The sequence below is a fragment of the Flavobacteriales bacterium genome (assembly GCA_020635395.1).
GTDB lineage: Bacteria > Bacteroidota > Bacteroidia > NS11-12g > UBA9320 > UBA987.
On sequence record JACJZV010000004.1, the window covers coordinates 222,054 to 244,614 of the forward strand.

Annotated in this window: 21 protein-coding genes and 1 tRNA gene; 16 read left to right on the forward strand and 6 right to left on the reverse strand. The window is 38.1% G+C overall.

The window, feature by feature from the left end:
- Window positions 1-7: 7 nt before the first annotated feature.
- From H6607_12155 to H6607_12165, 3 genes are all read left to right on the forward strand, one after another.
- Window positions 8-700 carry a methyltransferase gene (locus H6607_12155; GenBank protein MCB9263119.1) on the forward strand — a complete coding sequence of 231 codons (693 nt, stop codon included), beginning with the start codon at window positions 8-10 and terminating at the stop codon, window positions 698-700.
- A gap of 89 nt (window positions 701-789) precedes the next feature.
- Window positions 790-3,180: a hypothetical protein gene (locus H6607_12160; protein MCB9263120.1), complete on the forward strand. Its 2,391-nt coding sequence runs from the start codon at window positions 790-792 to the stop codon at window positions 3,178-3,180.
- Window positions 3,177-3,833: a phospholipase gene (locus H6607_12165; protein MCB9263121.1), complete on the forward strand. Its 657-nt coding sequence runs from the start codon at window positions 3,177-3,179 to the stop codon at window positions 3,831-3,833. The genes H6607_12160 and H6607_12165 overlap by 4 nt, the downstream gene beginning before the upstream one ends.
- Here the strand turns inward: H6607_12165 and nadC are convergent.
- Both nadC and H6607_12175 read right to left on the reverse strand, forming a co-directional pair.
- Complete coding sequence (nadC, locus tag H6607_12170; protein ID MCB9263122.1) at window positions 3,811-4,662, reverse strand: carboxylating nicotinate-nucleotide diphosphorylase; 852 nt, start codon at window positions 4,660-4,662, stop codon at window positions 3,811-3,813. The genes H6607_12165 and nadC overlap by 23 nt on opposite strands.
- A gap of 18 nt (window positions 4,663-4,680) precedes the next feature.
- Complete coding sequence (locus tag H6607_12175; GenBank protein ID MCB9263123.1) at window positions 4,681-5,439, reverse strand: SDR family NAD(P)-dependent oxidoreductase; 759 nt, start codon at window positions 5,437-5,439, stop codon at window positions 4,681-4,683.
- A 95-nt stretch (window positions 5,440-5,534) separates the two neighbouring features.
- On the opposite strand from H6607_12175, the gene H6607_12180 reads away from it, so the two are divergent.
- From H6607_12180 to H6607_12205, 6 genes are all read left to right on the forward strand, one after another.
- Window positions 5,535-6,446, forward strand: coding sequence for a ribonuclease Z (locus H6607_12180; protein MCB9263124.1), 912 nt, complete (start codon window positions 5,535-5,537; stop codon window positions 6,444-6,446).
- Window positions 6,447-6,529: 83 nt separating this feature from the next.
- On the forward strand, window positions 6,530-8,953 hold the full coding sequence (locus H6607_12185) for a DNA translocase FtsK (GenBank protein MCB9263125.1): 2,424 nt from the start codon (window positions 6,530-6,532) through the stop codon (window positions 8,951-8,953).
- Window positions 8,954-8,963: 10 nt separating this feature from the next.
- A complete protein-coding gene (locus H6607_12190) occupies window positions 8,964-9,626 on the forward strand; it encodes an outer membrane lipoprotein carrier protein LolA (GenBank protein MCB9263126.1) in 663 nt (220 codons plus the stop codon).
- A 35-nt stretch (window positions 9,627-9,661) separates the two neighbouring features.
- The gene (locus tag H6607_12195; GenBank protein MCB9263127.1) at window positions 9,662-10,087 is read left to right on the forward strand and encodes a hypothetical protein; all 426 of its coding nucleotides are present in this window, start codon (window positions 9,662-9,664) and stop codon (window positions 10,085-10,087) included.
- A complete protein-coding gene (locus tag H6607_12200; GenBank protein MCB9263128.1) occupies window positions 10,063-10,806 on the forward strand; it encodes a rhomboid family intramembrane serine protease in 744 nt (247 codons plus the stop codon). Before H6607_12195 ends, H6607_12200 begins: the two co-directional genes overlap by 25 nt.
- Before the next feature lie 70 nt (window positions 10,807-10,876).
- Window positions 10,877-11,833 carry a S1/P1 Nuclease gene (locus H6607_12205; protein MCB9263129.1) on the forward strand — a complete coding sequence of 319 codons (957 nt, stop codon included), beginning with the start codon at window positions 10,877-10,879 and terminating at the stop codon, window positions 11,831-11,833.
- 4 nt (window positions 11,834-11,837) lie between these two features.
- Here the strand turns inward: H6607_12205 and H6607_12210 are convergent, their stop codons facing one another.
- Complete coding sequence (locus H6607_12210) at window positions 11,838-12,980, reverse strand: efflux RND transporter periplasmic adaptor subunit (GenBank protein ID MCB9263130.1); 1,143 nt, start codon at window positions 12,978-12,980, stop codon at window positions 11,838-11,840.
- Between the two features lie 100 nt (window positions 12,981-13,080).
- Complete coding sequence (locus tag H6607_12215) at window positions 13,081-13,977, reverse strand: universal stress protein (protein ID MCB9263131.1); 897 nt, start codon at window positions 13,975-13,977, stop codon at window positions 13,081-13,083.
- On the opposite strand from H6607_12215, the gene H6607_12220 reads away from it, so the two are divergent.
- The 7 genes from H6607_12220 to H6607_12250 all read left to right on the forward strand — a co-directional run bounded on the left by H6607_12220 (window position 13,894) and on the right by H6607_12250 (window position 19,726).
- Window positions 13,894-14,877 carry a nucleoside phosphorylase gene (locus H6607_12220; GenBank protein MCB9263132.1) on the forward strand — a complete coding sequence of 328 codons (984 nt, stop codon included), beginning with the start codon at window positions 13,894-13,896 and terminating at the stop codon, window positions 14,875-14,877. The two genes, H6607_12215 and H6607_12220, sit on opposite strands and share 84 nt — an antisense overlap.
- Window positions 14,868-15,947 (forward strand): hypothetical protein, encoded by a 1,080-nt coding sequence (locus H6607_12225; GenBank protein ID MCB9263133.1) that lies wholly within the window; start codon window positions 14,868-14,870, stop codon window positions 15,945-15,947. The genes H6607_12220 and H6607_12225 overlap by 10 nt, the downstream gene beginning before the upstream one ends.
- A gap of 602 nt (window positions 15,948-16,549) precedes the next feature.
- Window positions 16,550-17,146: a hypothetical protein gene (locus tag H6607_12230; protein MCB9263134.1), complete on the forward strand. Its 597-nt coding sequence runs from the start codon at window positions 16,550-16,552 to the stop codon at window positions 17,144-17,146.
- A 521-nt stretch (window positions 17,147-17,667) separates the two neighbouring features.
- The gene (locus H6607_12235) at window positions 17,668-17,910 is read left to right on the forward strand and encodes a hypothetical protein (GenBank protein ID MCB9263135.1); all 243 of its coding nucleotides are present in this window, start codon (window positions 17,668-17,670) and stop codon (window positions 17,908-17,910) included.
- 186 nt (window positions 17,911-18,096) lie between these two features.
- Window positions 18,097-18,169, forward strand: a tRNA-Lys gene (locus H6607_12240).
- Between the two features lie 250 nt (window positions 18,170-18,419).
- Window positions 18,420-19,196 (forward strand): hypothetical protein, encoded by a 777-nt coding sequence (locus H6607_12245; protein MCB9263136.1) that lies wholly within the window; start codon window positions 18,420-18,422, stop codon window positions 19,194-19,196.
- A gap of 29 nt (window positions 19,197-19,225) precedes the next feature.
- Window positions 19,226-19,726 carry a hypothetical protein gene (locus H6607_12250; protein MCB9263137.1) on the forward strand — a complete coding sequence of 167 codons (501 nt, stop codon included), beginning with the start codon at window positions 19,226-19,228 and terminating at the stop codon, window positions 19,724-19,726.
- Window positions 19,727-20,440: 714 nt separating this feature from the next.
- Here the strand turns inward: H6607_12250 and H6607_12255 are convergent.
- The gene (locus H6607_12255; protein MCB9263138.1) at window positions 20,441-20,953 is read right to left on the reverse strand and encodes a hypothetical protein; all 513 of its coding nucleotides are present in this window, start codon (window positions 20,951-20,953) and stop codon (window positions 20,441-20,443) included.
- 31 nt (window positions 20,954-20,984) lie between these two features.
- Window positions 20,985-22,523, reverse strand: a complete 1,539-nt coding sequence (locus tag H6607_12260) for a YifB family Mg chelatase-like AAA ATPase (protein MCB9263139.1) — start codon at window positions 22,521-22,523, stop codon at window positions 20,985-20,987.
- Window positions 22,524-22,561 lie beyond the last annotated feature (38 nt).

The following is a 22,561-nucleotide window of genomic DNA, read 5'->3' on the forward strand; positions in this document are numbered from 1 at the left end:
AAAAAGCATTTTCAGATTTAAACAGTTTAAAATAAATCAAACACATTCTGCCATGAAAATTGGCACAGATGGAGTGCTTTTGGGGGCTTGGGCAACGCACAGAAATCCGAAACATATTTTAGACATTGGCACCGGCACCGGATTGATTGCGTTGATGTTGGCTCAGCGATTTTCGCATGCGAAAATCGCAGCAGTAGAAATTGATAAAACAGCTTTTTGTGAGGCAAAGGAAAATTTTAAAAACTCAAATTTTGCAGATAGAATATTAATTAAACACACAGATATTCAGCATTATAACACCGAGTCAATGTTCGACTTGATAGTGAGCAACCCCCCCTTTTTTGAACATAGTTTGCCTGCCGGAAGCACAGAAAGAACCACTGCTCGGCACGAAACGTTGAGTTTGCAAGAACTTCTTTTTTATGCCAAAAAACTTCTTAACCCAAACGGAAATTTTTGTTTGATTTTTCCGGCCAACCGCCAAAAAGAATTGATTGAAAAAGCCGAAAACATTGGTTTATTTTTCGAAAAAATTGTTCATGTAAGAGGCAGAAAAACCTCCGAAGTCAAACGAATATTGGTGTGTTTAGGATTGACCCCAAGCCACACTTTGACCGATGAGTTAACCATAGAAACTGCCCGACACGAATACACCGAAGAATACATTGAGTTAACCAAAGATTTTTATTTAAAAATGTGATGGATGATGAGACTTAATAAACCATTTGCTTATTTTTCCACCAGAAATAAAAATTGCATACCTAATCAATAAATAAGCAATTGCCCATAATGAAATATAAGAACATACGAGAAGAAGAACTTAAAAACAAAATTGCTCAGGACTTTTTTTGGATGTATGACAGCACCAAAATAATTGGCAATGTGGACTTCTGTGTTTGTATGCACCACAGCCAAACGGAACAATTTAACCAAGAGTCTCTTCTTTGGGCGGAGGCCAAAAAGGGGTCTTCTGATATACATAAATCCATTGTTCAACTCATATTAACCATCGGCAAAGCACGAACTTTTGACAAGTTTTTACCACCGGCTATGTTGGGAGCATTTGATGGAGAAAAAATTGCTTTTGTTCCATACGATGCCATTCATGACGTTTTTTATTTGAATGATTTTAACTGGAACGTTACTCCCTCAAACCACGAAACAAGAGAGTTTAAACTTATTTTGGAGAAGGTAACCCAGGTTATTGAGAAAGAAGCATTACTTTTCAACTATCTCCACGATGAAAAAGAATTAATTCGTTTTATTAAGGCAAATTTTAAGGTTGGAAAATTTGGTTTGACCAAGACCAGAATTGACAAAAACAACTTTATGATAATTTACAACAAATGGTTGCAAACCGTGAAACCAACAATTGCCGTAAATTGGGATGCTGCTAAAAAGAATGGGATTATTGATGGCGATTTTTATTTAGCCGACTTATTATCGCACGAAAACAATACCCTAAAGGAGAAACTGTTTGTGTTGCTTCATCACGATCACTACGAACTTGACCGAAAAATTGATGACATGGGAATGTTCAGTAGCAGAAGGACAGACTTTACCGACAAACAAATAGCTCACACGCAATTTGGGAATAAATATGAACGACCGCCGAACGAAGAATATTGGGACTACATTGTAGAACGAAGGGATTTGCTTGTTCCTCAAGATGTGAGAGAGCGTAAAGGCAGTTTTTTTACTCCACAAATTTGGGTAGAGCTTTCACAAAAATATTTGACCGACGTTTTAGGCGAGGATTGGCAAGACGAATATTATGTGTGGGATTGTGCCGCAGGCACCGGCAATTTATTAGCCGGATTAACCAACAAATACAATATTTGGGCGAGTACCTTAGACCAAGCAGATGTTGAGGTAATGCACGACCGAATAAAAAACGGTGCAAACCTATTAGACGACCACGTTTTTCAGTTTGATTTTTTGAATGATGATTTCAGCAAACTACCAAAACCACTTCAAGACATAATCAACAATGAAAAGAAACGTAAAAAATTGGTGGTTTATATTAATCCGCCGTATAAAAGAGGTTTGGGAGTGGCCAATACCAAATGGCATTGTGATGAGTTAGGAGAAGCAAAGGACGAATTATATATTCAATTTTTGTACAGGATTTACATACAAATAAATGGATGTAAAATTGGTTGTTTTTCAAAACTAAAAATGCTCAATGCACCAGACTTTTTGTCAATGAGGCAATTATTCCGTGCAAAACTCGAGAAACTTTTTGTTGTTCCTGCAAGTACATTTGACAATGTAAAAGGCCAATTTCCAATTGGCTTTCAGCTATTCGACTCAGGTAGAGAAGAGCCTTTTAGTTCAATAATTTCAGATGTTTACGATGGAGATAAATGCCTGACAGGAACAAAAGAATTTTCCACCTATGACAATTCTACACTGCTCAACAAATGGCTTGTTTCTTTTAAGGATAAAAACAATCCATTAGCTAAACTAATATTTAACAGCAACGATTTTCAACATCAAAACAGAATCCGTTTTACAAATTTTGAAACTATAGTTTTAGGAGGAGATGGAAAATTCATAATTACGCCGGTAAATCTTATCGTTTCATGCATTTATCTCTCAATAAGACATTGCATTCCCGCCACTTGGCTCAATGACCGTGACCAATTTTTATTTCCAAACGATGGCTGGGAAACGGACAAAGAATTTCAAAATAATTGCCTGGCTTTTAGTTTATTTCATAACCAAAATTACGTTGGTTCAAAATACGGCACAAACCACTGGATACCATTTACAGAAATAGAGGTCAATTCGAGAGAAAAGTTCGAGAGCAATTTTATGACCCAGTTTATAAAGGGGAAAATCAAACCCAAAGAAGATACACCAAACATTTTTTCCATTTTGTTAGAGCCGAAACCGCACTACGAAGTACCACTAAAATTTTCGCAAGAGGCAACTGCGGTTTTTGATGCGGGTAGAGAGCTTTGGAAATATTATCACACCCAGCCCCATTGCAATGTAAATGCATCCCTTTACGACATCAGAGAGCATTTTCAAGGTAGAAATGAAAAAGGAAAAATGAACAACAAAAGTTCGGACGAAACCTATATGAGCCTCATTGGAGAATTGAGGGAAAATCTCAAAATACTCGCATCCAAAATTGAACCGAAGGTTTACGAATATGGTTTCTTAAAAAAATGACCACACACCACTTTACCACCCAAAAAACAGCACGATATTTTACGCTCGGCAATATTGAAACTGCCGCCGAAATTTGGATTGTTTTGCATGGATATGCCCAGTTGGCAATTGATTTTATTCAAAACTTTGAAGATTTATTGAGTCCACAAACGGCTATAGTAGCTCCAGAGGGTATGCATCGGTTTTATAAAAAAGGTTTTTATGGCGATGTGGCTGCGAGCTGGATGACACGGGAGGATAGATTAAGTGATATTTCGGACAACGCAATGTTTCTTTCCAACTTATACCAAACCCTCATAAAACCCAATCAAACCGTGCAAATTTTTGGGTTCTCGCAAGGTGTGGCCACCGCCTGTCGTTGGTTGGCTATGGCAGACATTACTCCAAAAAATATTGTTTTATGGTCGGGTACTTTTCCGGATGATTTGGAGCTAAAAAAAGGAAATTCTGTTTTTTCAAAATCAAATGTATATTTGGCTTATGACGAAAACGACCCTTTTAGAACAGACAAATCTTGGCAAAAACAATTGGATTTTTTTGAAGAAAATGGCATTACCCCTATTCATTTTAGGTTTGAAGGCGGACATTCTATTCCAAAAGATGTACTCAAAAAGTTTGTAGAAACCTATATCAATCCGTCTCTTTCAAGCTGATGTCGAGACTTTTTACAGAGTGGGTCAATGCACCAATACTGATAAAATCAACATTCGTGGCGGCATATTCGGCCAAATTTGTTTCGTTTATTCCTCCACTGGCTTCGGTTTCTACCTTACCATTAATCACTTTCAATGCATCCACAATTTGTGCCGGAGTAAAATTATCCAACATGATCCGGTCAACACCTACACAGTTTAAGGCTTCTTTTACCTCGTCTAAATTTCGAGTTTCCACCTCCACTTTTAAGTCAAGATTCTTTTCTTTCAAATAATTTCGTGTCTGCTCCACGGCTTTGGTTATGCCTCCCGCATAATCAACATGATTATCTTTCAACATAATCATATCATACAAGCCAATGCGGTGGTTGTAACCTCCACCAACAGTTACCGCCCATTTTTCTAAAAATCGAAGGTTGGGTGTTGTTTTTCGAGTATCCAAAAGTTTGGAGGTAGAATTGCCCATCAGTTTCACCAAACGTTGCGTATAGGTAGCAATGCCGCTAAGACGTTGCATACAATTGAGCAACAATCGTTCACCAGCCAAAATAGCGTGAACATTGGCCTCTACCACAAACCCTAAGTCGCCATATTTTACCTCATCGCCATCTTTTTTAAAAATTTGGAAAGAGGCCGCGGGGTCAAGCTCTGTAATAATTACCTGAGCCAAATTAATTCCGGCCACAATGCCATTATCTTTAAACAAAAGCTTGGCCTTGCCACGCGTACCTTGTGGTATGGCCGCTAACGATGAATGGTCACCGTCTTTAATGTCCTCATCAAATGCCTGATGAATAAATGCTAAAACCTCTTTGCTTCGAAAATCCATATCAAAAAATATAGTTTGTCAATATCCTTTATCTCTAATAATTTGTCCTGCCGCCGGTTGTGCTTTAGGCATAATTACCAAGTCATTTATGTTTACCCGTTCCGGCCGAGAAATGATGTAGTAGATGGCATCGGCAATATCTTCGGCTACCAAATTTTCGAAGCCTTCATAAACCTTTTTTGCCTTTTCTGCATCGCCATGCAGCCGCACTAAGGAAAACTCCGTTTCCACCGCTCCGGGGTTTACCGCTGACACCTTAATGCCATGCTCGGCCAGTTCGCGACGCATACTCAAATTTAGGGCATCTACCATGTGTTTTGTGCCGCAATATACATTGCCATTTGGGTAAATTTCTTTTCCGGCAATAGAGCCAATATTTACAATATGTCCATGGCCTTGTGCAATCATTTTTGGTATGATTTGACGACTCACAAAAAGCAAACCTTTCACATTTGTATCTATCATTTTATCCCAATCCTCCACATCGCCGTCCTGCAATTTGTCGAGCCCACTGGCCAATCCGGCATTATTTACCAGCACATCTATGGTTTCAATTAAAGGTTGCAAATTCGTTACCACCTCGTTGTTATTTCTAACATCAAAACACAAGGTTGTCACAACTATACCATATTTCTCAATTAATTCCTTTTTAAACTCCTCTAATCGTTCCTTTCTTCTTCCGGTCAAAATTAGGTTGAAGGCATTTTGTGCCAACAAATTGGCCGTTGCCTTACCAATGCCTGATGTTGCTCCGGTTATTAAAGCTGTTTTTGTCATTTTCGATAATTTTAAAAAAAATAAATTTCGCGTTGCGAAAATAAAGTTTTAAGGTGGGCTTGGTAGTTCTCCATCCTTTTTTATAATCTTGCTACATGGAAATTAGCCTTACCATTTTAGGTAATAATTCGGCAACGCCAACAAAATTGCGAAACCCCAGCGGGCAATATTTGCATTGTGGCAGCGACCATTTTTTGATTGATTGTAGCGAAGGTATTCAACAACGAATGTTGAAATATGCCATTAATTTTCAGAAAATTGGATACATTTTCATTTCACATCTGCACGGCGATCATTTTTTAGGATTGCCTGGTTTGCTCAACACCATGTCATTAAACAATAGAACCAAAAAATTGATTATTGTTTCGCCAATTGGCTTAAAAAGTATTCACGATACTTTATCCCAAATTTCAGAATCGCATTTTCCGTATGAAATAGAGTTTATTGAACTGATTCCTGAAAAAGAAGTTACCCTCCAAACCACGGAGTTCATGGTTCAAATGATTCCTGTTTCGCATCGTTTGCCGTGTTTTTCGTTTCTATTCAATCAAAAAAAAGAGGAAAGAAAGCTAAACATAGAAGCCTGCATGCGTTATCAAATTCCGATTCAGGAATATAAAAACATCAAAGCCGGAGCGGATTTTCAGGTCAATAAATGTCTGATTGTCTCCAACTCAGAACTCACACTTCCACCAACTCCAAAAGCAAGTTACGGATACATAACAGATACTTTTTATAGGCCTGATTTGGCTGAAAAATTTAAAGGTACAACGGCACTTTACCACGAAGCCACCTACTTGCATAATTTTTTAGACAGAGCAAAAGCCACCCACCACTCTACCGCTTTAGAGGCCGGCCAATTTGCCACAAAAGCATCTGTAAATCAACTAATTATCGGTCATTTCTCTGCCCGATACGATGATTTGACAGAGCTTTTGGATGAGGCCAAAACTGTATTTGCCAACACAAATTTGGCCATTGAAGGTGAAACGTTTGTGTTTGGTTGATTTTCCACAGTCCGTTTGATTAAGCATATCAGTAAAAGCTTGTTTCTGCGTTTAATTTTGTGGGTTGCGGCTCAAAAAATTAAATGGCAAAAACAAATTCAAAAACAGCAAAAAAAACAGATTCCGGCTCATGGAAAACCCATGTGCTGCTAAAAGATGAACGTACTCGAAAAATTGTTGGAGGCATTATTTGCCTGTTCTCCATTTTTATGTTTTTGTCATTTTTATCCTTTCTGTTTACCTGGAAAATAGATGAAAGTGCCGTAACCAGTAGCCAGTATTTTGAGAAATATCCGGAGGCCACCGCCAATTGGATGCGATTAATGGGTGCTAAATTGGCATTTCAATTAGTGCATAATGGTTTCGGGCTAACGGCCTTTTCCATTGTATTTTTGACTGCCTTTGTCGGGTTAAGAATCTATACCAACTCAAAAGTATTCAACATCTACTTTGCTCTAAAATACGCCATACTTACCGTTACCTTTTTTGGTTTGTTGTTAGGTTTAATTTTCCACAACACGTACCCTTACATTGCTGGATTTTTTGGATACGAATTATATCATTGGTTGGATTCTATGGTGGGAGTTTTAGGAGTAATTCTTATTCTAACCGCCTATTTGGCCAGCATACTTATTTGGAACTTCAACATAGACCTATACCATTGGTTTGCAATGGTTTACAAAAAAATTAATACTCGTTTTTTTAGTTCTAAACCATCAACTGTTAATTTTGAAGAGGAAGAATTAGACGAACGGCACGACACTTTATTTGAAGAAAACAATATAAAATTAGAATACAAAACAGAACCCGAATTAGAACCTGATAACATTATTAAACCCAATCCAGTCTTAATCAAAAAAACACTCGAAGAGCATCCATTAGAAATTGTTAAACCAAAGGAAAATCCAATTATCATTGATGACGAACTCGATTTTTCTATCGAGGAAATCATTGAAGAAGAAGAAGTTGACGAAAATCAACCTGAACACTACACCATCGACACCGAATACGACCCAACATTGGATTTGAGAGATTACAAATTTCCGAATCTCACCTTTTTGAATGAGTATAACGACAAAAAAACTGAGGTAACCGAAGAAGAACTCAAACGTAGCAAGGACTTAATTGTAGAGACACTCCGCAACTACAAAATTGAAATATCACAAATAAAAGCAACCATAGGCCCAACTGTTACTCTGTTTGAAATCGTGCCTGCACCCGGCATTAAAATTTCTAAAATTAAAAACCTCGAGGATGATATTGCTCTGAGTTTGGCCGCCTTGGGCATTCGTATAATTGCACCTATTCCAGGCAAAGGTACCATTGGCATTGAGGTACCGAACAAAGAATCGGAGATTGTTTCGATGCGTTCCGGCATTGCCAGCAAAAAATATCAAGACTCCAAATTTGATTTACCAGTGTGTTTGGGCAAAACCATTTCGAATGAGGTGTATGTGGCCGATTTGGCTAAAATGCCTCACTTGCTTATGGCAGGTGCCACGGGTCAAGGTAAGTCTGTGGGGTTAAATGCCCTTTTAGTTTCGTTGCTTTATCGAAAACATCCTTCTGAATTGAAATTTGTATTGGTAGATCCCAAAAAGGTTGAACTTACCCTATATCAACGCATAGAAAGGCATTATTTAGCCAAAATTCCAGGAGAGGGAGATGCAATTATTACCGACAACAAATTGGTTATCAGAACCTTAAATAGCCTTTGTGTAGAAATGGATAACCGATATGCCCTCTTGCAAGACGCGTTGGTTAGAAATATCAAAGAATACAATGCCAAATTTCAAAAACGAAAACTGAATCCTCAAGAAGGACATCGTTTTTTGCCATACATTGTAGTGGTAATTGATGAAGTGGCAGACCTGATTATGACCGCCGGAAAAGAAGTTGAACACCCCATTGCTCGGTTGGCTCAATTGGCTCGTGCCATTGGCATACACCTCGTTTTGGCCACACAGCGGCCATCAGTAAATATTATTACTGGAACAATTAAAGCAAACTTTCCTGCCAGAGTGGCATTTAGAGTTAGTTCCAAAATAGACTCTCGAACCATTTTAGATAGCAACGGAGCAGACCAGTTAATTGGCAAAGGCGACCTTTTGTTTAGTAATGGCAGCGACATTGTTCGTTTGCAGTGTCCATTTGTAGATACACCCGAAGTAGAAGTTATTACCTCCTTTATTGGCGAACAAAGAGGATATGCCTCTGCCTATCAATTGCCTGAAGTGGCTGAAGATGCCGGCTCTACAGCCGATATCGAAGACGATGGAGAGCGAGATGCACTATTTGAAGATGCCGCCAGAATAGTTGTTCAGCACCAACAGGGTAGCACCTCCCTTTTGCAAAGAAGATTAAAAATAGGATACAACCGAGCAGGCCGAATTATCGACCAATTGGAGCGTAACGGCGTGGTTGGCCCATTTGAAGGAAGCAAAGCTCGACAAGTACTTTTTCCAGATGAATATGCTTTGGAACAATATTTGAATGACCTTGCGTAAATTTGCACCTATGAAACGTAAGTCTATTATTACTTTATCGCTGGCAGTTGTGTTTTTAGCCAGCATTACTACCCTAATTGCTCAAGATGCAACAGCAACAAAAATACTTGATGGGGTAAGCAAAACGTATCAGGCCTATAAAACTATTAAAGCCGGTTTTACAATTAAAGTTCAAAACGGGCAAAACAATAGTGCCATTTCAGAATCTGGCACTCTATACCTAAAGGCTAAAAAGTTTAAAATTGAATTGAGCGATCAGGAAATATACTGCGACGGAAAAACAATGTGGACGTATTTAAAAGACGAAAACGAGTGTCAAATTACCGACTACGACGCGAATGCCCAAGAAATTAATCCTGCCGACATTTTTACAATTTACAAAACCGGTTTCTTATCGAAATATACTGGCGAAGAAATTTCAGGAGGTAAAAAAGTTCAAAAAATAGAACTGACACCCACCAATAAAAACAAACCTTACTTCAAGGTTAAACTTGACATTGAAAAGGCATCTAATAAAATTATGAAAATGTCGGTTTTAAATAAAAACGGTATCAACTCCACCTACAATGTGACCAGTTTTACTCCAAACTTAGAAATGGCCGATGCAGTTTTCAAGTTTGACCCTCGCAAAAAACCGGGTGTTGTAATTACCGATTTACGTAAACAGAAATGAAACTTTGCGGCATAAAAGTCGGTGTTTCGTGCCTATTGACATTGTTTATTTTTTCTTGTCAGTCGGGCAAAAAAGCTCAAAAGAATGCGAACATTTTGTTTCAAAAAACAGCTTGCTACGGCACTTGCCCTATTTTTAAGATGACCATTGATGGCTCGGGTTTGGCAACCTACACAGGCGAAAGGTTCGTTTCAAAAGTTGGAACTTATAGCAAACAGCTTTCAAAAGAAGAAACCGAAAGCATTTATAAAGCAATGAAGGAAATTAGATGGGATACGCTAAAAAAAGAATATCCTGCCCACGTTTCTGACTTACCCAGCGTTATTTTGGGTTATCATTTTAAAAAAATTAATAAAGAAGTTGTTGTTTCTGGTGAACATCCCGCGGAGTTGGACGTTTTAGACCAAAAGCTTTCGGCCATTGCCAACAGCGATGGATGGCAAAGCATAACAATAGAATAATGCTGCAACTTTTTCAACGGATAATCGATGACATACTTTGGCCATCGGTTTTGGTGGTTTTTATTTGGGTTGCCTATTTCGTCAATTTCAAATACAATCTCGATTGGAATCAATACGGAATAAAACCCCATGAACTGATTGGCCTCAGAGGCATAATTTTTTCACCCTTTTTACACGGAGATTTTTCGCACTTGCTTTCAAATAGCCTGCCCCTCATAGTTTCGGGTGGTTTTATTTTTCATTTTTATCAAAAATATTTCTGGAAAATGATTTTTTCGCTTTGGATGCTTAGCGGCATTGGAACTTGGATTTTGGGTTCAACGGGCAGTACACACATTGGTGCCAGCGGACTCATCTACGGTATGATTTTCTTTTTATTGATTACCGGATTTATTCGAAAAAACAAAAATCTTCTTGGTGTATCGCTTCTACTGGTGTTTCTCTACGGCAGTTTGGTTTGGGGCATTTTCCCGGAAATAAGCGAATGGTTGCAGCAAAATATTAGCTGGGAAGGCCATTTGGCCGGTGCTGTGTCTGGCATATTGATGGCGTTGATACTGCGAAATGTTGGCCCCTCAGACGACCCTGACCCTTTTATAAACGAAGAAATGCCACAATGGTGGATGGATATGCAGCAACAAGAAAATTTATCGGAACAAGAAAAGCAACCTCCAACCATTCATTACATCTATAAAGAAACAAAAAAAGATTTGGAGTAAAACATAAGTTTTAATTGTTGCTTGTAGCAAACCCACCAATCAGAATTCGCACTAAATTTGCCCTAACACAATGAAAAAAATTGCACATCAGGTTTTCATCATAGTTTGCAGCATCAGCCTTGTTTCTTGGGGATTTTATGGCCACCGAACCATTAATCATGCAGCCGTTTTTACCCTACCAACTGAGATGTTTGGGTTTTACAAAAAACACATTGACTATATTAGAGAAATGGCCGTTAATGCCGACAAAAGAAGGTATGCCGTGGCCGATGAGGCCGCCAAACACTTTTTGGATGCAGATTTTTACGAAAAATCTGCACCCTTAGACACCTTGCCACACCATTGGGATTCGGCGGTTGCAAAATATGGCCTCGACACGGTTATGGCTCATGGCATTGTGCCGTGGCAGGTTATCAAAATGAAATATTGGCTTACCGATGCCTTTAAAAAACGTGATTTTAAAAATGTTTTGAGACTTAGTGCTGATTTGGGGCATTATGTGGCCGATTTGCACGTGCCATTGCACAGCACCCACAATTATGACGGGCAACTATCCGGCCAAGAGGGAATACATGGTTTATGGGAATCAAGATTACCGGAATTATTCGGTCAAAACTATGATTTGTTTGTTGGCAAAGCCCGTTATATCAATCAGCTTGATTCAGAAGTTTGGGTGAGATTTGAGCAAAGTTTTGCCGCAAAAGATTCCGTTTTACTCCTTGAAAAATTGGCCACCCAATATGTTAAAGAGTCAAACAAATACACTTTTGAAACCCGAGGACGGCAAACAGTGAAAACGTATTCCGAAAAATTCAGCAGCCATTATCACGAAAAATTGAATGACATGGTAGAGAAAAGAATGCAGGCCAGCATAGAGTTTGTGGGTTCTATATGGTTTACGGCCTGGGTTGATGCCGGACAACCCGACTTGAACGAAGACGCAAATTTTGAGCCTTATATACCCGACGAAAATCTTGATTCGATATACTTAAACAGCAAAATAATAGGCCGACCGGAAACGGAATAGTACTTTAGGAAGCCCTTCCTCCCCGCTTCATCCCTTCAGGTTTGCCTTTTGCAGGAGCATCTTCTTTGGCTTTCGATTTAATTTTATCTTTTAAAGTCACTCCTTCCAAAATCTGAATATTCATGCCATCAGATAGCCCAACTTTAACCATTCTTTTTTCAAAAACCTGATTGCCGGTTTGCACCTCAACAAAGGGTTGCTTTTTATCGTCAAATTGAAGTAACGACTCAGAAATAGCCAAAACACTATCTTGCCTTTGCAACACCACATCTGCATTGGCACTATATCCAGCACGTATATACACATCCGAATTGTTTTGAATGGCGGCTTTAATTTCAAACTGAATAGCACCTTGGTCTTCAAATCCTTTGGGAGAAATATACTCTAACTTAGCGTTGAGTTTTTGGTCTTCAACCGCCCCAAGTGTCAAAATCAAATCCATACCCAACTTCAACTTACCCACTTCACTTTCATCCACTTTTCCTTCAAAAATCATTTTTTTCATATCGGCCACAAAGGCTATGGTGGTTCCGGCATTAAAAGTGTTTGCCTCAATAACCGAGTTGCCCACTTCAACTGGCACATCGAGTACTGTGCCCGAAACGGTTGACCGAACCAATGTATTAGAGGCACTTCCGCTTTTGGCCGAAACGCCATCACGTATAATTTTTAGGGCATCTTTGGCAGCAATCAATTCTTCTTTTGCACTTTCAAGAGCGGTTTGATAGCGTTGAAAATCTTGTGCCGCAAGCACGCCTTGATCGTGCAAGGTTTTATTTCGATTGTATGCCTGCTGAGCATCTTTTAAATTTATGTCCGCCCTATTTACCCGATTTTCAGCATTATTTAAACTGGTCATGTTGGGTATTACCTTAATTTTTGCAATCAAATCGCCTAATTTTATCTGCTGCCCGGCTTCCACATAAAGTTCAGCAATAATCCCACTTAATTGCGGTTTTATTTCTATTTCATTTCGAGGAACAACAGAACCCGTGGCAACTGTTTTTTTGATAATATTGGTTATTTGTGGGCTTTCTACCTCATACACCACCGGTTTTTTCTCCGACTTTTTATAGAGATAATAAAATGTGGCAGCAAACAATGCAAAAACCACAACGGCCAAAAGTATTTTTAATAGGGTTTTCATTTCTAACTATTGCTCACAAAGTTTATGCATAAAAAAACTTGGCCAAATAACTAAACAAAGTCATCGACCAAGTTTTTTTGATTTTCTACTAAACCACTTTTTAGGCAAACGATTCTGTTGCCCAATAATTGATTGGTAATTCTTTCGGCTTAATAGCCATTACCGGAATTCGGCTGTTTTCGATGATATGTCGGGCAAATGAACCGAGAAAATACTCCTTTAATTCCTTTTCTTGCTGTGTCATTATCATTACCATGTCCGCACCTACTTCTTCACAATATTGAAGAATATCTTTGCCAAAATGGTCGGGGTAGTTGGCATCATCCAATATTTTTGTTACGTGCCTTACTCCTTCTTTTGCCAGCATGTTCTCTACCTGTAGCAAACTTCCTTTCACTTTGTTCACAGCAAATTCGTCCTTCTGCATTTCCATAATAACATGAATTTCAGAATTGTATTTTTTTGCAAGATGTGTGGCCCAACTCACTTTTTGACGCGATTCGCGAGATAAATCAATGGGCATTACAATTTTTTCATATTTTACCTTGGCAGGTGTGTCTTTTATAACCACTACCGGCACCGGAGAGCTTTTTAATACTCGGTTGGTGGTGCCACCCATAAAATATTCGAGGCTGCTCGAGCCACTATATCCCATCACAATACTATCACAAGCCAATGTTTCGGCGGCTTCCACAATCATTTTATAGGGTTTTCCCTCTCGAACCATTGCATTTACGATAAGTCCCGGATGTTTGGCCTTTAGCTCATCAGCTTTTTCGATTAGTTTTTTGTTAACGGTATCCAGCATTACACTTTTTTCAATGCTGTTGCCAAATAAGTTGGTCAAGAAGTTTTCTTCCACCACATACAAAAGTGTTATTTCATTATCAAACAGTTTGGCAATTTCTACAGAATGTTCCAACGCAAAGTTTGCCGATGTCGAAAAATCGGTTGGAACCAAAATAATGTTGTCTTTGGGTGTTACTATCGAATCCATCTAAAAGTGTTTATTTGCCGCGAAAATAGTATTATTAATACTTTTAATTTGAAACAATCAGAATTAATACTCAATGCCGACGGCTCAGTGTATCATTTGGCTTTAAAACCCAACGAGATTGCACAAAAAATAATAACCGTTGGAGACCCAAAGCGTGTTTTTGATGTGAGTTCTTTTTTCGACAAAATTGAATTAAAAAAAGAAAATCGGGAGTTTGTTACACACACCGGAGTATTTAATAATCAGACAATTACATGCCTTAGCACGGGCATGGGAACCGACAACATCGACATTGTAATGAACGAATTGGATGCGTTGGTAAACATTGATTTAAACTCACGAAAAATTAACCAAAACTTAACATCACTAAACATAGTAAGACTTGGCACTTCCGGCAGCATTTTACCAACTATTGATGTTGACTCCGTGCTTTATACAAAAATTGCCATTGGCCTTGAAGGGCTTTTGAATTGGTACAAAACTGAAATAAAAAGCAACACCATTTCCAAATGGGAGGCAGCTTTTCAACACATTGATTTGCCTGTAAAACCTACATTTTTTGAAGCCCACCAAACACTTGAAGAATTATTTAATGGCAGTTTTGCACCCGGAATTACCGTAACAACTCCGGGTTTTTATGCTCCCCAAAACAGGCAGCTACGTTTAAAGCCATCACTCGACATTTTTGCTGAATTGGAGAAAATAACTGTGGATGGTAAACGAATTACAAATGTAGAAATGGAAACCGCCGGAATATACGGCTTGGCACAGCTATTGGGGCATAAGGCAATTTCTATCAATGTAATTTTGGCTAACCGAGCAACGGGTGTTTTTAGTAAAAATCCACAACAAATCATGCAAAAAACAATACAGAAAACATTGGAATTGCTATGCAAATAATACAGGTTGAAACAGATACCGATTTTGGACATTTTTTGAACGTCCCTAAATTGATTTATGCCAACGACCCCGTGTATATTCCTCATATAAAACAGGAGTTGACAAAACTGCTGTGGAAACGCAGCAAACCTGCCACGCTGTTTTTGGCTAAAAAAGACAATCAATTTATCGGTCGAATTGCGGCCTTTATAAACGATGGCAACAAAGGGGGCATCGGTTTTTTTGAGTGTATAAATGATTTGCAAACAGCAAAGGCACTATTTAACGCAGCCGAAAATCATCTCAACAATTTGAACATCTCTACCTTCGAAGCTCCTGTAAACTATGGCCGCCGCGATAAGTTTTGGGGATTACTCACGCTCGGTTTCGATAGCCCGTCGTATCAAGAAAACTACAATCCAAACTATTATAAGGCGTTGATAGAACAATGCGGTTATGAGCAAAGCTTTGTGCAACACACCTACCAAATTGCTCCCGAATATTTCAACTACGAAAAAACCTATGGCTTGTCTAAAAACATTTTTGAAAACAGAGACATTGAAATAAAACACATCGAAAAGAACAAAATCAAGCAATATGCCCGAGATTTTACGACCATTTACAACAATGCATGGAAAAAACACGAGCATTATGAACCGCTGAGCTACGAGCAAGTGTTAAAAACGATGAATGCCATGAAACCTGTTTTGAGGGAAGATTTAGCATGGTTCACCTATGTAAAAGGTCAACCCGCAGCATTTTACATCAGCATCATAGAGATTAACCAAATTTTAAAGTATGTAAACGGCAATATGAATTGGCTCGGCAAACTCAAATTTTTGTATTATAGAAAAAGAGTGCCAATAAAAATTGTGAGAGGGTTAATTTTTGGAGTTGTTCCAGAGTTTCAGGCCATGGGAATAACCAGCGGCATGATGATAAAAATGTATGAAGTGGTAAAAAACGACCCACACCTTGCATTTAGCGAACTGGCGTGGATAGGCGATTTTAACCCGCGAATGATGCACCTGATGGAGGCCATCGGCACCCGACAGTATAAAGAGCACACAACATTTCAAAAAAAGTTGTGATAGACTACAATTCCAGTGTTGCAGCTTCCATTAATAGTGAAATGGTATCAAAGCCACTTGGTAAAAGATTAATGGAAATTTAATGTCAGCTATTTCGGTTTATTTTGCATTTACAGTAAATTAACATACGACTTGCGGCATTGTTTCCGGCCAAAACCACCCACTTTGCATCGACAATTAAAATAAAATGAATTGAAAATGATTTCCATAAGGATGAATGACCTTATAGATTTTTCGCATTTTCAAGGTTTTGGAGCGTAAAAAAGAATTAAGTGCTGAAACGAAATATTCAATAGAATTAATAAACACGAAGCACCTAAATTCTTTTTAGCAGAAAAGCCGTAGCAAAATGCTGAAAAATCTATCAAGTCTTGAATTTTTTGTTACTTTTTGTTTCAAGACAAAAAGTAACGCAATGAAAAATAGCCGATAATAACCATACAACCTGCGGCATAGTTATTGGGCAAAACCCATTGTCAAATCATTAGTTTTAGAGGTATTACAAAAACGCCTATTGTATTACCAAAAAAAACTTCCAAACTTTGTTAAAAAATTGAGTATGAAAAATTTTCTTTGGGTTACTTTTTTTCTTCCTTACCTTGTTGCAATTTACTTCGTGTGGCGACCCAACTTACCTCACACAATACCTTAGTCAAGAACAAAAAGATTGGTGCAACTACAAAAAAGGTTCTTATTGGATTTACCAAGAAGAAGGCACTGGAACAACCGATAGTTTTTATTGTTATAAAGATACAACGTTCATTGAGGAGCTAATAGAAGAATATTCCGAGTCATACCATGAAACTACCGAGCGTTTTGTAGCGAGTACAAACCCCAACGACAGTTTCTTTTACATTGTTGGTGCCTCTTCATATATGCATCTCTTTAAAATTGGAAAAAGTCCCGATAGTGAAATTGATTTAGAGTGTTTATTGGTTCCTTTTGTAGTTAGTTCTACTAACGATCCGTCCCTATCACCCCATTCTATTAGACGAATTACCTTAGACACACCCGTTTATAACTACGAGCTAAAAGGCATAAAGTATGATGAAACCATAAAAATGACCGACAATTTCAACACGGCATTTAACGCCACGGAAACCATTATTTATACCGCCAAAGGCGTAGGCATTATCCGTAAAGAATTTCCCGAATACGGCCAAGTATGGAACTTAGTGCGGTATCATATTGAACAATAATTTTAAAATATGACCATTAGCGTTATCGAATAGACAGGATTTCCCCTAAACTTTGTTGAAAAATTGGACATGAAAAAGCTGATGGTTAAGCATAAAGCCATTCTTCTTTGGAGTGTATCTCTCCTATTTTCACCTCTCACATTTCTCTTTAATAGATGTACGAATGACGGCCCTTGCGACTGTGGTAATTACTCCCTCTTAGTTCTATAATTAAATCATACTGCGATTTTGATTCGGGAGTTCAGTGGGTTTACCGCTTAAAACAGGACAGTACCGTATATGACACTATAACAAGCAGAGGATACACCGAGTTTGACTACAATGGTTGTGGAACACATGATGTTGGCGATTAGGCAAATATTTGTTCAAGACAGGGTTACATTTCAATACAACACAGCAACTCTAAAGCTTTCCCTCGCGATAGGGATACTCTAAAACCGGGACGAGACAAAATCTCAATTAGCATTTCAGGTACAGAGGAGTATTTGGTGTTTGACCAACCAGGATTTTGGGTCGGAAGAATGTTCTGTCTTCCAACTATCGATGTAATAAAAGTATATCCCAACGAATTGTATGGTGCTGATACGTTGGTTGAAAAGACAATAAATGGAAAAATATATTCCGATGTAATTTTTGTAGAATTGACAAAGTTTAAAGGGATTCCTTACTACAGAGACTCCTTATACTTCTCCCCCAATTATGGTTTGTTGCAATACAACAGCGAACTAAATAAAACATGGATGTTGTACACTTTTAGAAAGTAATATTATTAAAAAGCCCTTATTCTCACTTATTCATATAGCCCATTATGGAGGCATAGCATTTGAAAAAACAGATTGGATTATGGCAGTTTCAAAAAAAGTTGAATTAGTTTTTGGCATTAAAATCTAAAAATCTATTTTTGCACCCTCAAAAACGGTATCGGGGTTTTCTCGAGGTCGTTTTTGACTGATTCCGTAGCTCAGTCGGTAGAGCATCTCCCTTTTAAGGAGGTGGTCCTGGGTTCGAGTCCCAGCGGGATCACTGAATAAAATTGCAAAGCGACACATAAACACTTGATAATTAGATAAATAGTGCTTTTGTGTCGCTTTTTTATTTGGGTAAATAATGCACAAAAACGCACAGAAACGCATAAAAACGCTTGTTTGTGCCTCAAATATGCCTCATATTCTATATAAAAAAGAAAAATAACTCATTAAATTATGAGTTATAGCTTGTTTAAAGGTTCAAAAAATTCATTAAATTTGATTTTGAATAATAGACGTGTAAAGTATTGAACAAGCTTTTAAAGACAGATACTATAAAGCTTAGGTTTGTTGGTAACAACATTGACCCAACAAAAATCACTTTTAGTGAGCTAGGCGATGTTTTAAGTTATTTTGAAAAGGCTTTAAAAAACATTGTGTTTAGCTACGATAAAAGCCATTCGAAAGAAAAAGATTACTATTTAACTTTATCGGATATAACAAAAGAAAGTGCAGGATTTGTTTCAAAGGCATTTACCCCAAATCACGAATTCGACCATGCTCTACTAAACCTTAAAGATATTATCAAGAGTAGCAACGGTGAAGGACTTAACGATACTGCAATTAAATGTCTTAATTCTTTCAGTGGTTGGTTGAGAAATCATGGTTGTGATGCAGAGTGTTATTATAATAATGTACTAACAACTGAAATACCGAAAGAAACTAAGATAATAAAACCGTATCTTATTCGTGAAATAACCACCTTATACGGCAAGGTAATACATGTTGGAAATGAGAAATCACCTAAAGCTGAATTTAGAATTGAAAACGGCCAAAAGCTTAACATTCAGCTTAGCAAAGAATTGGCACAAGAAATCGCGAAATATTTATACAAAGAAATTGCTCTAATTGGAGAGTCACATCTTAATCCAAAAACCCTATCGATTGCGGAATTTGAGTTGCACGATTTTATTGTATTAAGTAAATTGTCGGAGATTGATAAAATTAAACGATTAAAAAGTGGGCTCAGTGATTCATGGGAAGACATTGATGACCCCATACAATTTTTAGGATTGAATGAATGACTAGGGGAGGCAAATACGTCATAGATTCAATGATAGTCATTTGGGCTATTAAGAAGGAGGGGGAAGATCAAAAGCAACAGGAAGCAATGTCTTTTCTTCGTGGCATTGATAGGATTGGAGCAGAATTATATTTTGCTGCCCCAATTCTTACCGAAATTCTATCACCTTACAAACATGATTCAGAAAGAAGAAATGAGTTAATTTCAGATATAACTCAACATTATAAGATACTTCCTTTTGATTTTAAAAGTTCTTTAGAAGCTGCCGATTTAATAAACCAATATGGAAAAGACCCTGAGTTACGAGCAATTCTTGAAAATGAAACTGGCCAGTACCACAATCTTTCAACGAAACTTAAATTTGACATTCAAATCGTGTCGTGTGCAATTGCACACAAAATGGACGGAATAATTAGCGAAGAAAAGAATGCAATTAAAACATATGCATCTGGGCGTATTCCTATTTTTAGTATGAATGAATTTATATTTGATGGAACATCTGGCTTATTTCTGATTCCAAAAAATGGATAACAAGGTAAAACCTAAAATGATAAACTAAACAATAGATCTCAGTTTTATACATCTATTATCGAATTGATAATACAAAAATTTAAAAAAAAAGCTGCCCATACAGGACAGCCTTACCTAAGAAATATCAATCGAGCGTTTTATCCAATTAAACTAATACCCCATTTTAAGGTTTCAAATTGTGGAGTATACGGGGTTCGAACCCGTATCAATCGAGCATCATTAAATTAATTTCAACATTTAAGCAACGACAACTCTTATACCAAAATAAATTTGCGACAAAATGTCACTAAAGTCACATTGGTTAAGTCATGGACTTCATTTAAAATATGAGTAGAAGTACAAAATCTACCAACCTATTTTCCAAAAATCTGCCTCACATTTACCTCAAACACAAACCCAACCAAATTAACTATCACAAAATGAAATAGTTATCACCCAAAAAAAAGTCCCAGCGGGATCACGAACAAAAAAGGTTCAGAGTTTCTCTGAACCTTTTTTGTTTTTTGAAACTTTAGAGTTTATTTGAGTTTAGCGATTCTTAAACCACACACGAGAGCATCATATAATGGAAAGAACTGAAACGTCTTACAAATTAAATTTGCACCATTAGCCACCAAAAAATCAATCGGAAGATTAGTTAGAAGTAACATATAATGAAGGAGTTTAAAAAGGGCGATGCGATTAAAAAATTTAAACGAAAGAGGTTCTTCTACCCTATTTCATCCCAAAATTAATTTTCCCATATTTCGTAAATCCTTCTTTCAAAAATTGATAAAGTGTATCGGCATTTGAAGTGTATCCTCTCACGCCCATTACTTTTTCCGAAGAACTTAATATGCAATATGTCGGTTGTCCTAAAAATCCTGTAATTGTGTACTGAAGTTCGAAATTCTTTTTTCCAATGGTTGAAAGTGAATCTTTTGAAGGCCTTTTGTCATCAGTATTAAGAACAACACACACAAATTTTTCACTCAAGAGCCTCTGGTTTTTACGAGCTATAAATACACCCCACTGCTCAGTAGGTGAAAGAGAGACTCCATAACTGGTAAACACGAGTAGCACAGGTTTTTGCAAGCTGTCTCCCAATTTTATGGCTTGGTCGTAATCTTCATAAAAATTTGAATCCAAAAAATCTGTCAAGTTTTGCCCCGATTGCAATCTTTCACATCCAAAAAGTAATACAAAAAAGACTGTAAATAGCCCGACTGGGTTTATTCTGTTAAACATTATGTAATTCTTTTTTAAAACCACAACTCACTTACCCCGCCCAATTCTCTCTATCCAAACTGCGGTATTGAATGGCTTCGGCAAGGTGCTCTATTTTTATGTTTTCTGAAGCATCAAGGTCAGCAATGGTGCGGCTTACCTTTAAAATTCGGTCGTAGGCCCGGGCGGAAAGATTGAGTTTGTTCATGGCATTTTTAAGCAGAAGACTTCCTGCTTTGTCAATTTCTCCAAACGTACGAATGTGGTTGCTGTTCATCTGTGCATTGCAATAAATGCCACCCACTTCTCGGTATCTCTCTTCTTGCAACAGTCTGGCGTTTACAACTCGTTTTCTAACAGTTTCGCTGTTTTCGCTGGGCCGCACATCGGCCAATTGGTCAAAGGCTACGGGTGTAACTTCAATGTGAATATCAATGCGATCGAGCAACGGCCCCGATATTTTGCTTAAATATTTTTGCACCACACCCGGAGCACACACGCAATCTTTTTCAGGATGATTGAAATATCCACAAGGGCACGGATTCATGGAGCTAACCAACATAAAGGTAGCCGGATAGTCCACACTAAACTTTGCTCTGGAAATGGTCACTTTCCGTTCTTCGAGTGGCTGCCGCATTACCTCCAAAACGGTTCGTTTAAACTCGGGCAATTCATCCAAAAACAATACGCCGTTGTGTGCCAATGATATTTCGCCGGGTTGTGGATTATTGCCACCTCCCACCAATGCCACATCGCTTATGGTATGGTGCGGACTGCGAAACGGTCGGCGAGAAACAAGGCTGCCTTCGGCTCCAAGTTTTCCGGCAACCGAATGAATTTTGGTGGTTTCCAACGCTTCATGAAGGGTTAATGGCGGCAATATGGACGGAAGTCGTTTGGCCAACATGGTTTTCCCTGCTCCCGGTGGGCCAATCAAAATAATGTTGTGGCCGCCTGCGGCGGCCACTTCCATCGCTCTTTTAATGTTTTCCTGCCCTTTTACATCGGCAAAATCCATTTCAAACTGGTCGTGCCGTTCAGCAAATTCGGTGCGGGGGTCAACAAACTCGCGTTCAATATGCAAGTCATTGTTTAAAAAACCAACCAAATCGTTGATGTTTTCAATGCCATACACTTCCAAATCTTTTACAATGGCCGCCTCCCGAGCATTTTGTTTGGGCAATATCATGCCCTTAAATCCATCTTTAACTGCCTGTATGGCAATGGGCAAAGCACCTTTTATGGGCAATACACCTCCATCAAGACTTAGTTCACCCATGATGATGTATTTATCCAGATTATCGGCCAAAATTTGTTCAGATGCAGCAAGCATTCCGGTGGCTATGGTCAAATCATACGCCGATCCTTCCTTTTTTATATCAGCCGGAGCAAGATTGATAATAATTCCGTTTCGGGGAACTTTCAACCCATTGTTTTTAAAAGCAGTTTCTATACGAAGTTGGCTTTCTTTTACGGCATTATCGGGCAAACCAACCATAAAAAATTTAGAACCTGAGCCGATGTTTACTTCTACCGTGATGGTAAAGGCATTTATTCCATAGACAGCACTTCCGTAGGTTTTAACAAGCATTATTCTTTATTGTAGAAATGATTTTATAATGCAAATGT

Excerpts from the sequence above, each read along its gene's own strand:
- H6607_12250 (MCB9263137.1), top strand. The coding sequence starts at position 19,226 with ATGATAGTCATTTGGGCTATTAAGAAGGAGGGGGAAGATCAAAAGCAA.
- H6607_12215 (MCB9263131.1), bottom strand. The coding sequence starts at position 13,977 with ATGGATTCGATAGTAACACCCAAAGACAACATTATTTTGGTTCCAACC.
- nadC (MCB9263122.1), bottom strand. The coding sequence starts at position 4,662 with ATGGATTTTCGAAGCAAAGAGGTTTTAGCATTTATTCATCAGGCATTT.
- H6607_12175 (MCB9263123.1), bottom strand. The coding sequence starts at position 5,439 with ATGACAAAAACAGCTTTAATAACCGGAGCAACATCAGGCATTGGTAAG.
- H6607_12160 (MCB9263120.1), top strand. The coding sequence starts at position 790 with ATGAAATATAAGAACATACGAGAAGAAGAACTTAAAAACAAAATTGCT.
- H6607_12255 (MCB9263138.1), bottom strand. The coding sequence starts at position 20,953 with ATGTTTAACAGAATAAACCCAGTCGGGCTATTTACAGTCTTTTTTGTA.
- H6607_12225 (MCB9263133.1), top strand. The coding sequence starts at position 14,868 with ATGCAAATAATACAGGTTGAAACAGATACCGATTTTGGACATTTTTTG.
- H6607_12180 (MCB9263124.1), top strand. The coding sequence starts at position 5,535 with ATGGAAATTAGCCTTACCATTTTAGGTAATAATTCGGCAACGCCAACA.
- H6607_12260 (MCB9263139.1), bottom strand. The coding sequence starts at position 22,523 with ATGCTTGTTAAAACCTACGGAAGTGCTGTCTATGGAATAAATGCCTTT.
- H6607_12200 (MCB9263128.1), top strand. The coding sequence starts at position 10,063 with ATGGCAAAGCATAACAATAGAATAATGCTGCAACTTTTTCAACGGATA.
- H6607_12210 (MCB9263130.1), bottom strand. The coding sequence starts at position 12,980 with ATGAAAACCCTATTAAAAATACTTTTGGCCGTTGTGGTTTTTGCATTG.
- H6607_12220 (MCB9263132.1), top strand. The coding sequence starts at position 13,894 with ATGTTCCAACGCAAAGTTTGCCGATGTCGAAAAATCGGTTGGAACCAA.
- H6607_12165 (MCB9263121.1), top strand. The coding sequence starts at position 3,177 with ATGACCACACACCACTTTACCACCCAAAAAACAGCACGATATTTTACG.
- H6607_12235 (MCB9263135.1), top strand. The coding sequence starts at position 17,668 with ATGTTCTGTCTTCCAACTATCGATGTAATAAAAGTATATCCCAACGAA.
- H6607_12185 (MCB9263125.1), top strand. The coding sequence starts at position 6,530 with ATGGCAAAAACAAATTCAAAAACAGCAAAAAAAACAGATTCCGGCTCA.
- H6607_12205 (MCB9263129.1), top strand. The coding sequence starts at position 10,877 with ATGAAAAAAATTGCACATCAGGTTTTCATCATAGTTTGCAGCATCAGC.
- H6607_12190 (MCB9263126.1), top strand. The coding sequence starts at position 8,964 with ATGAAACGTAAGTCTATTATTACTTTATCGCTGGCAGTTGTGTTTTTA.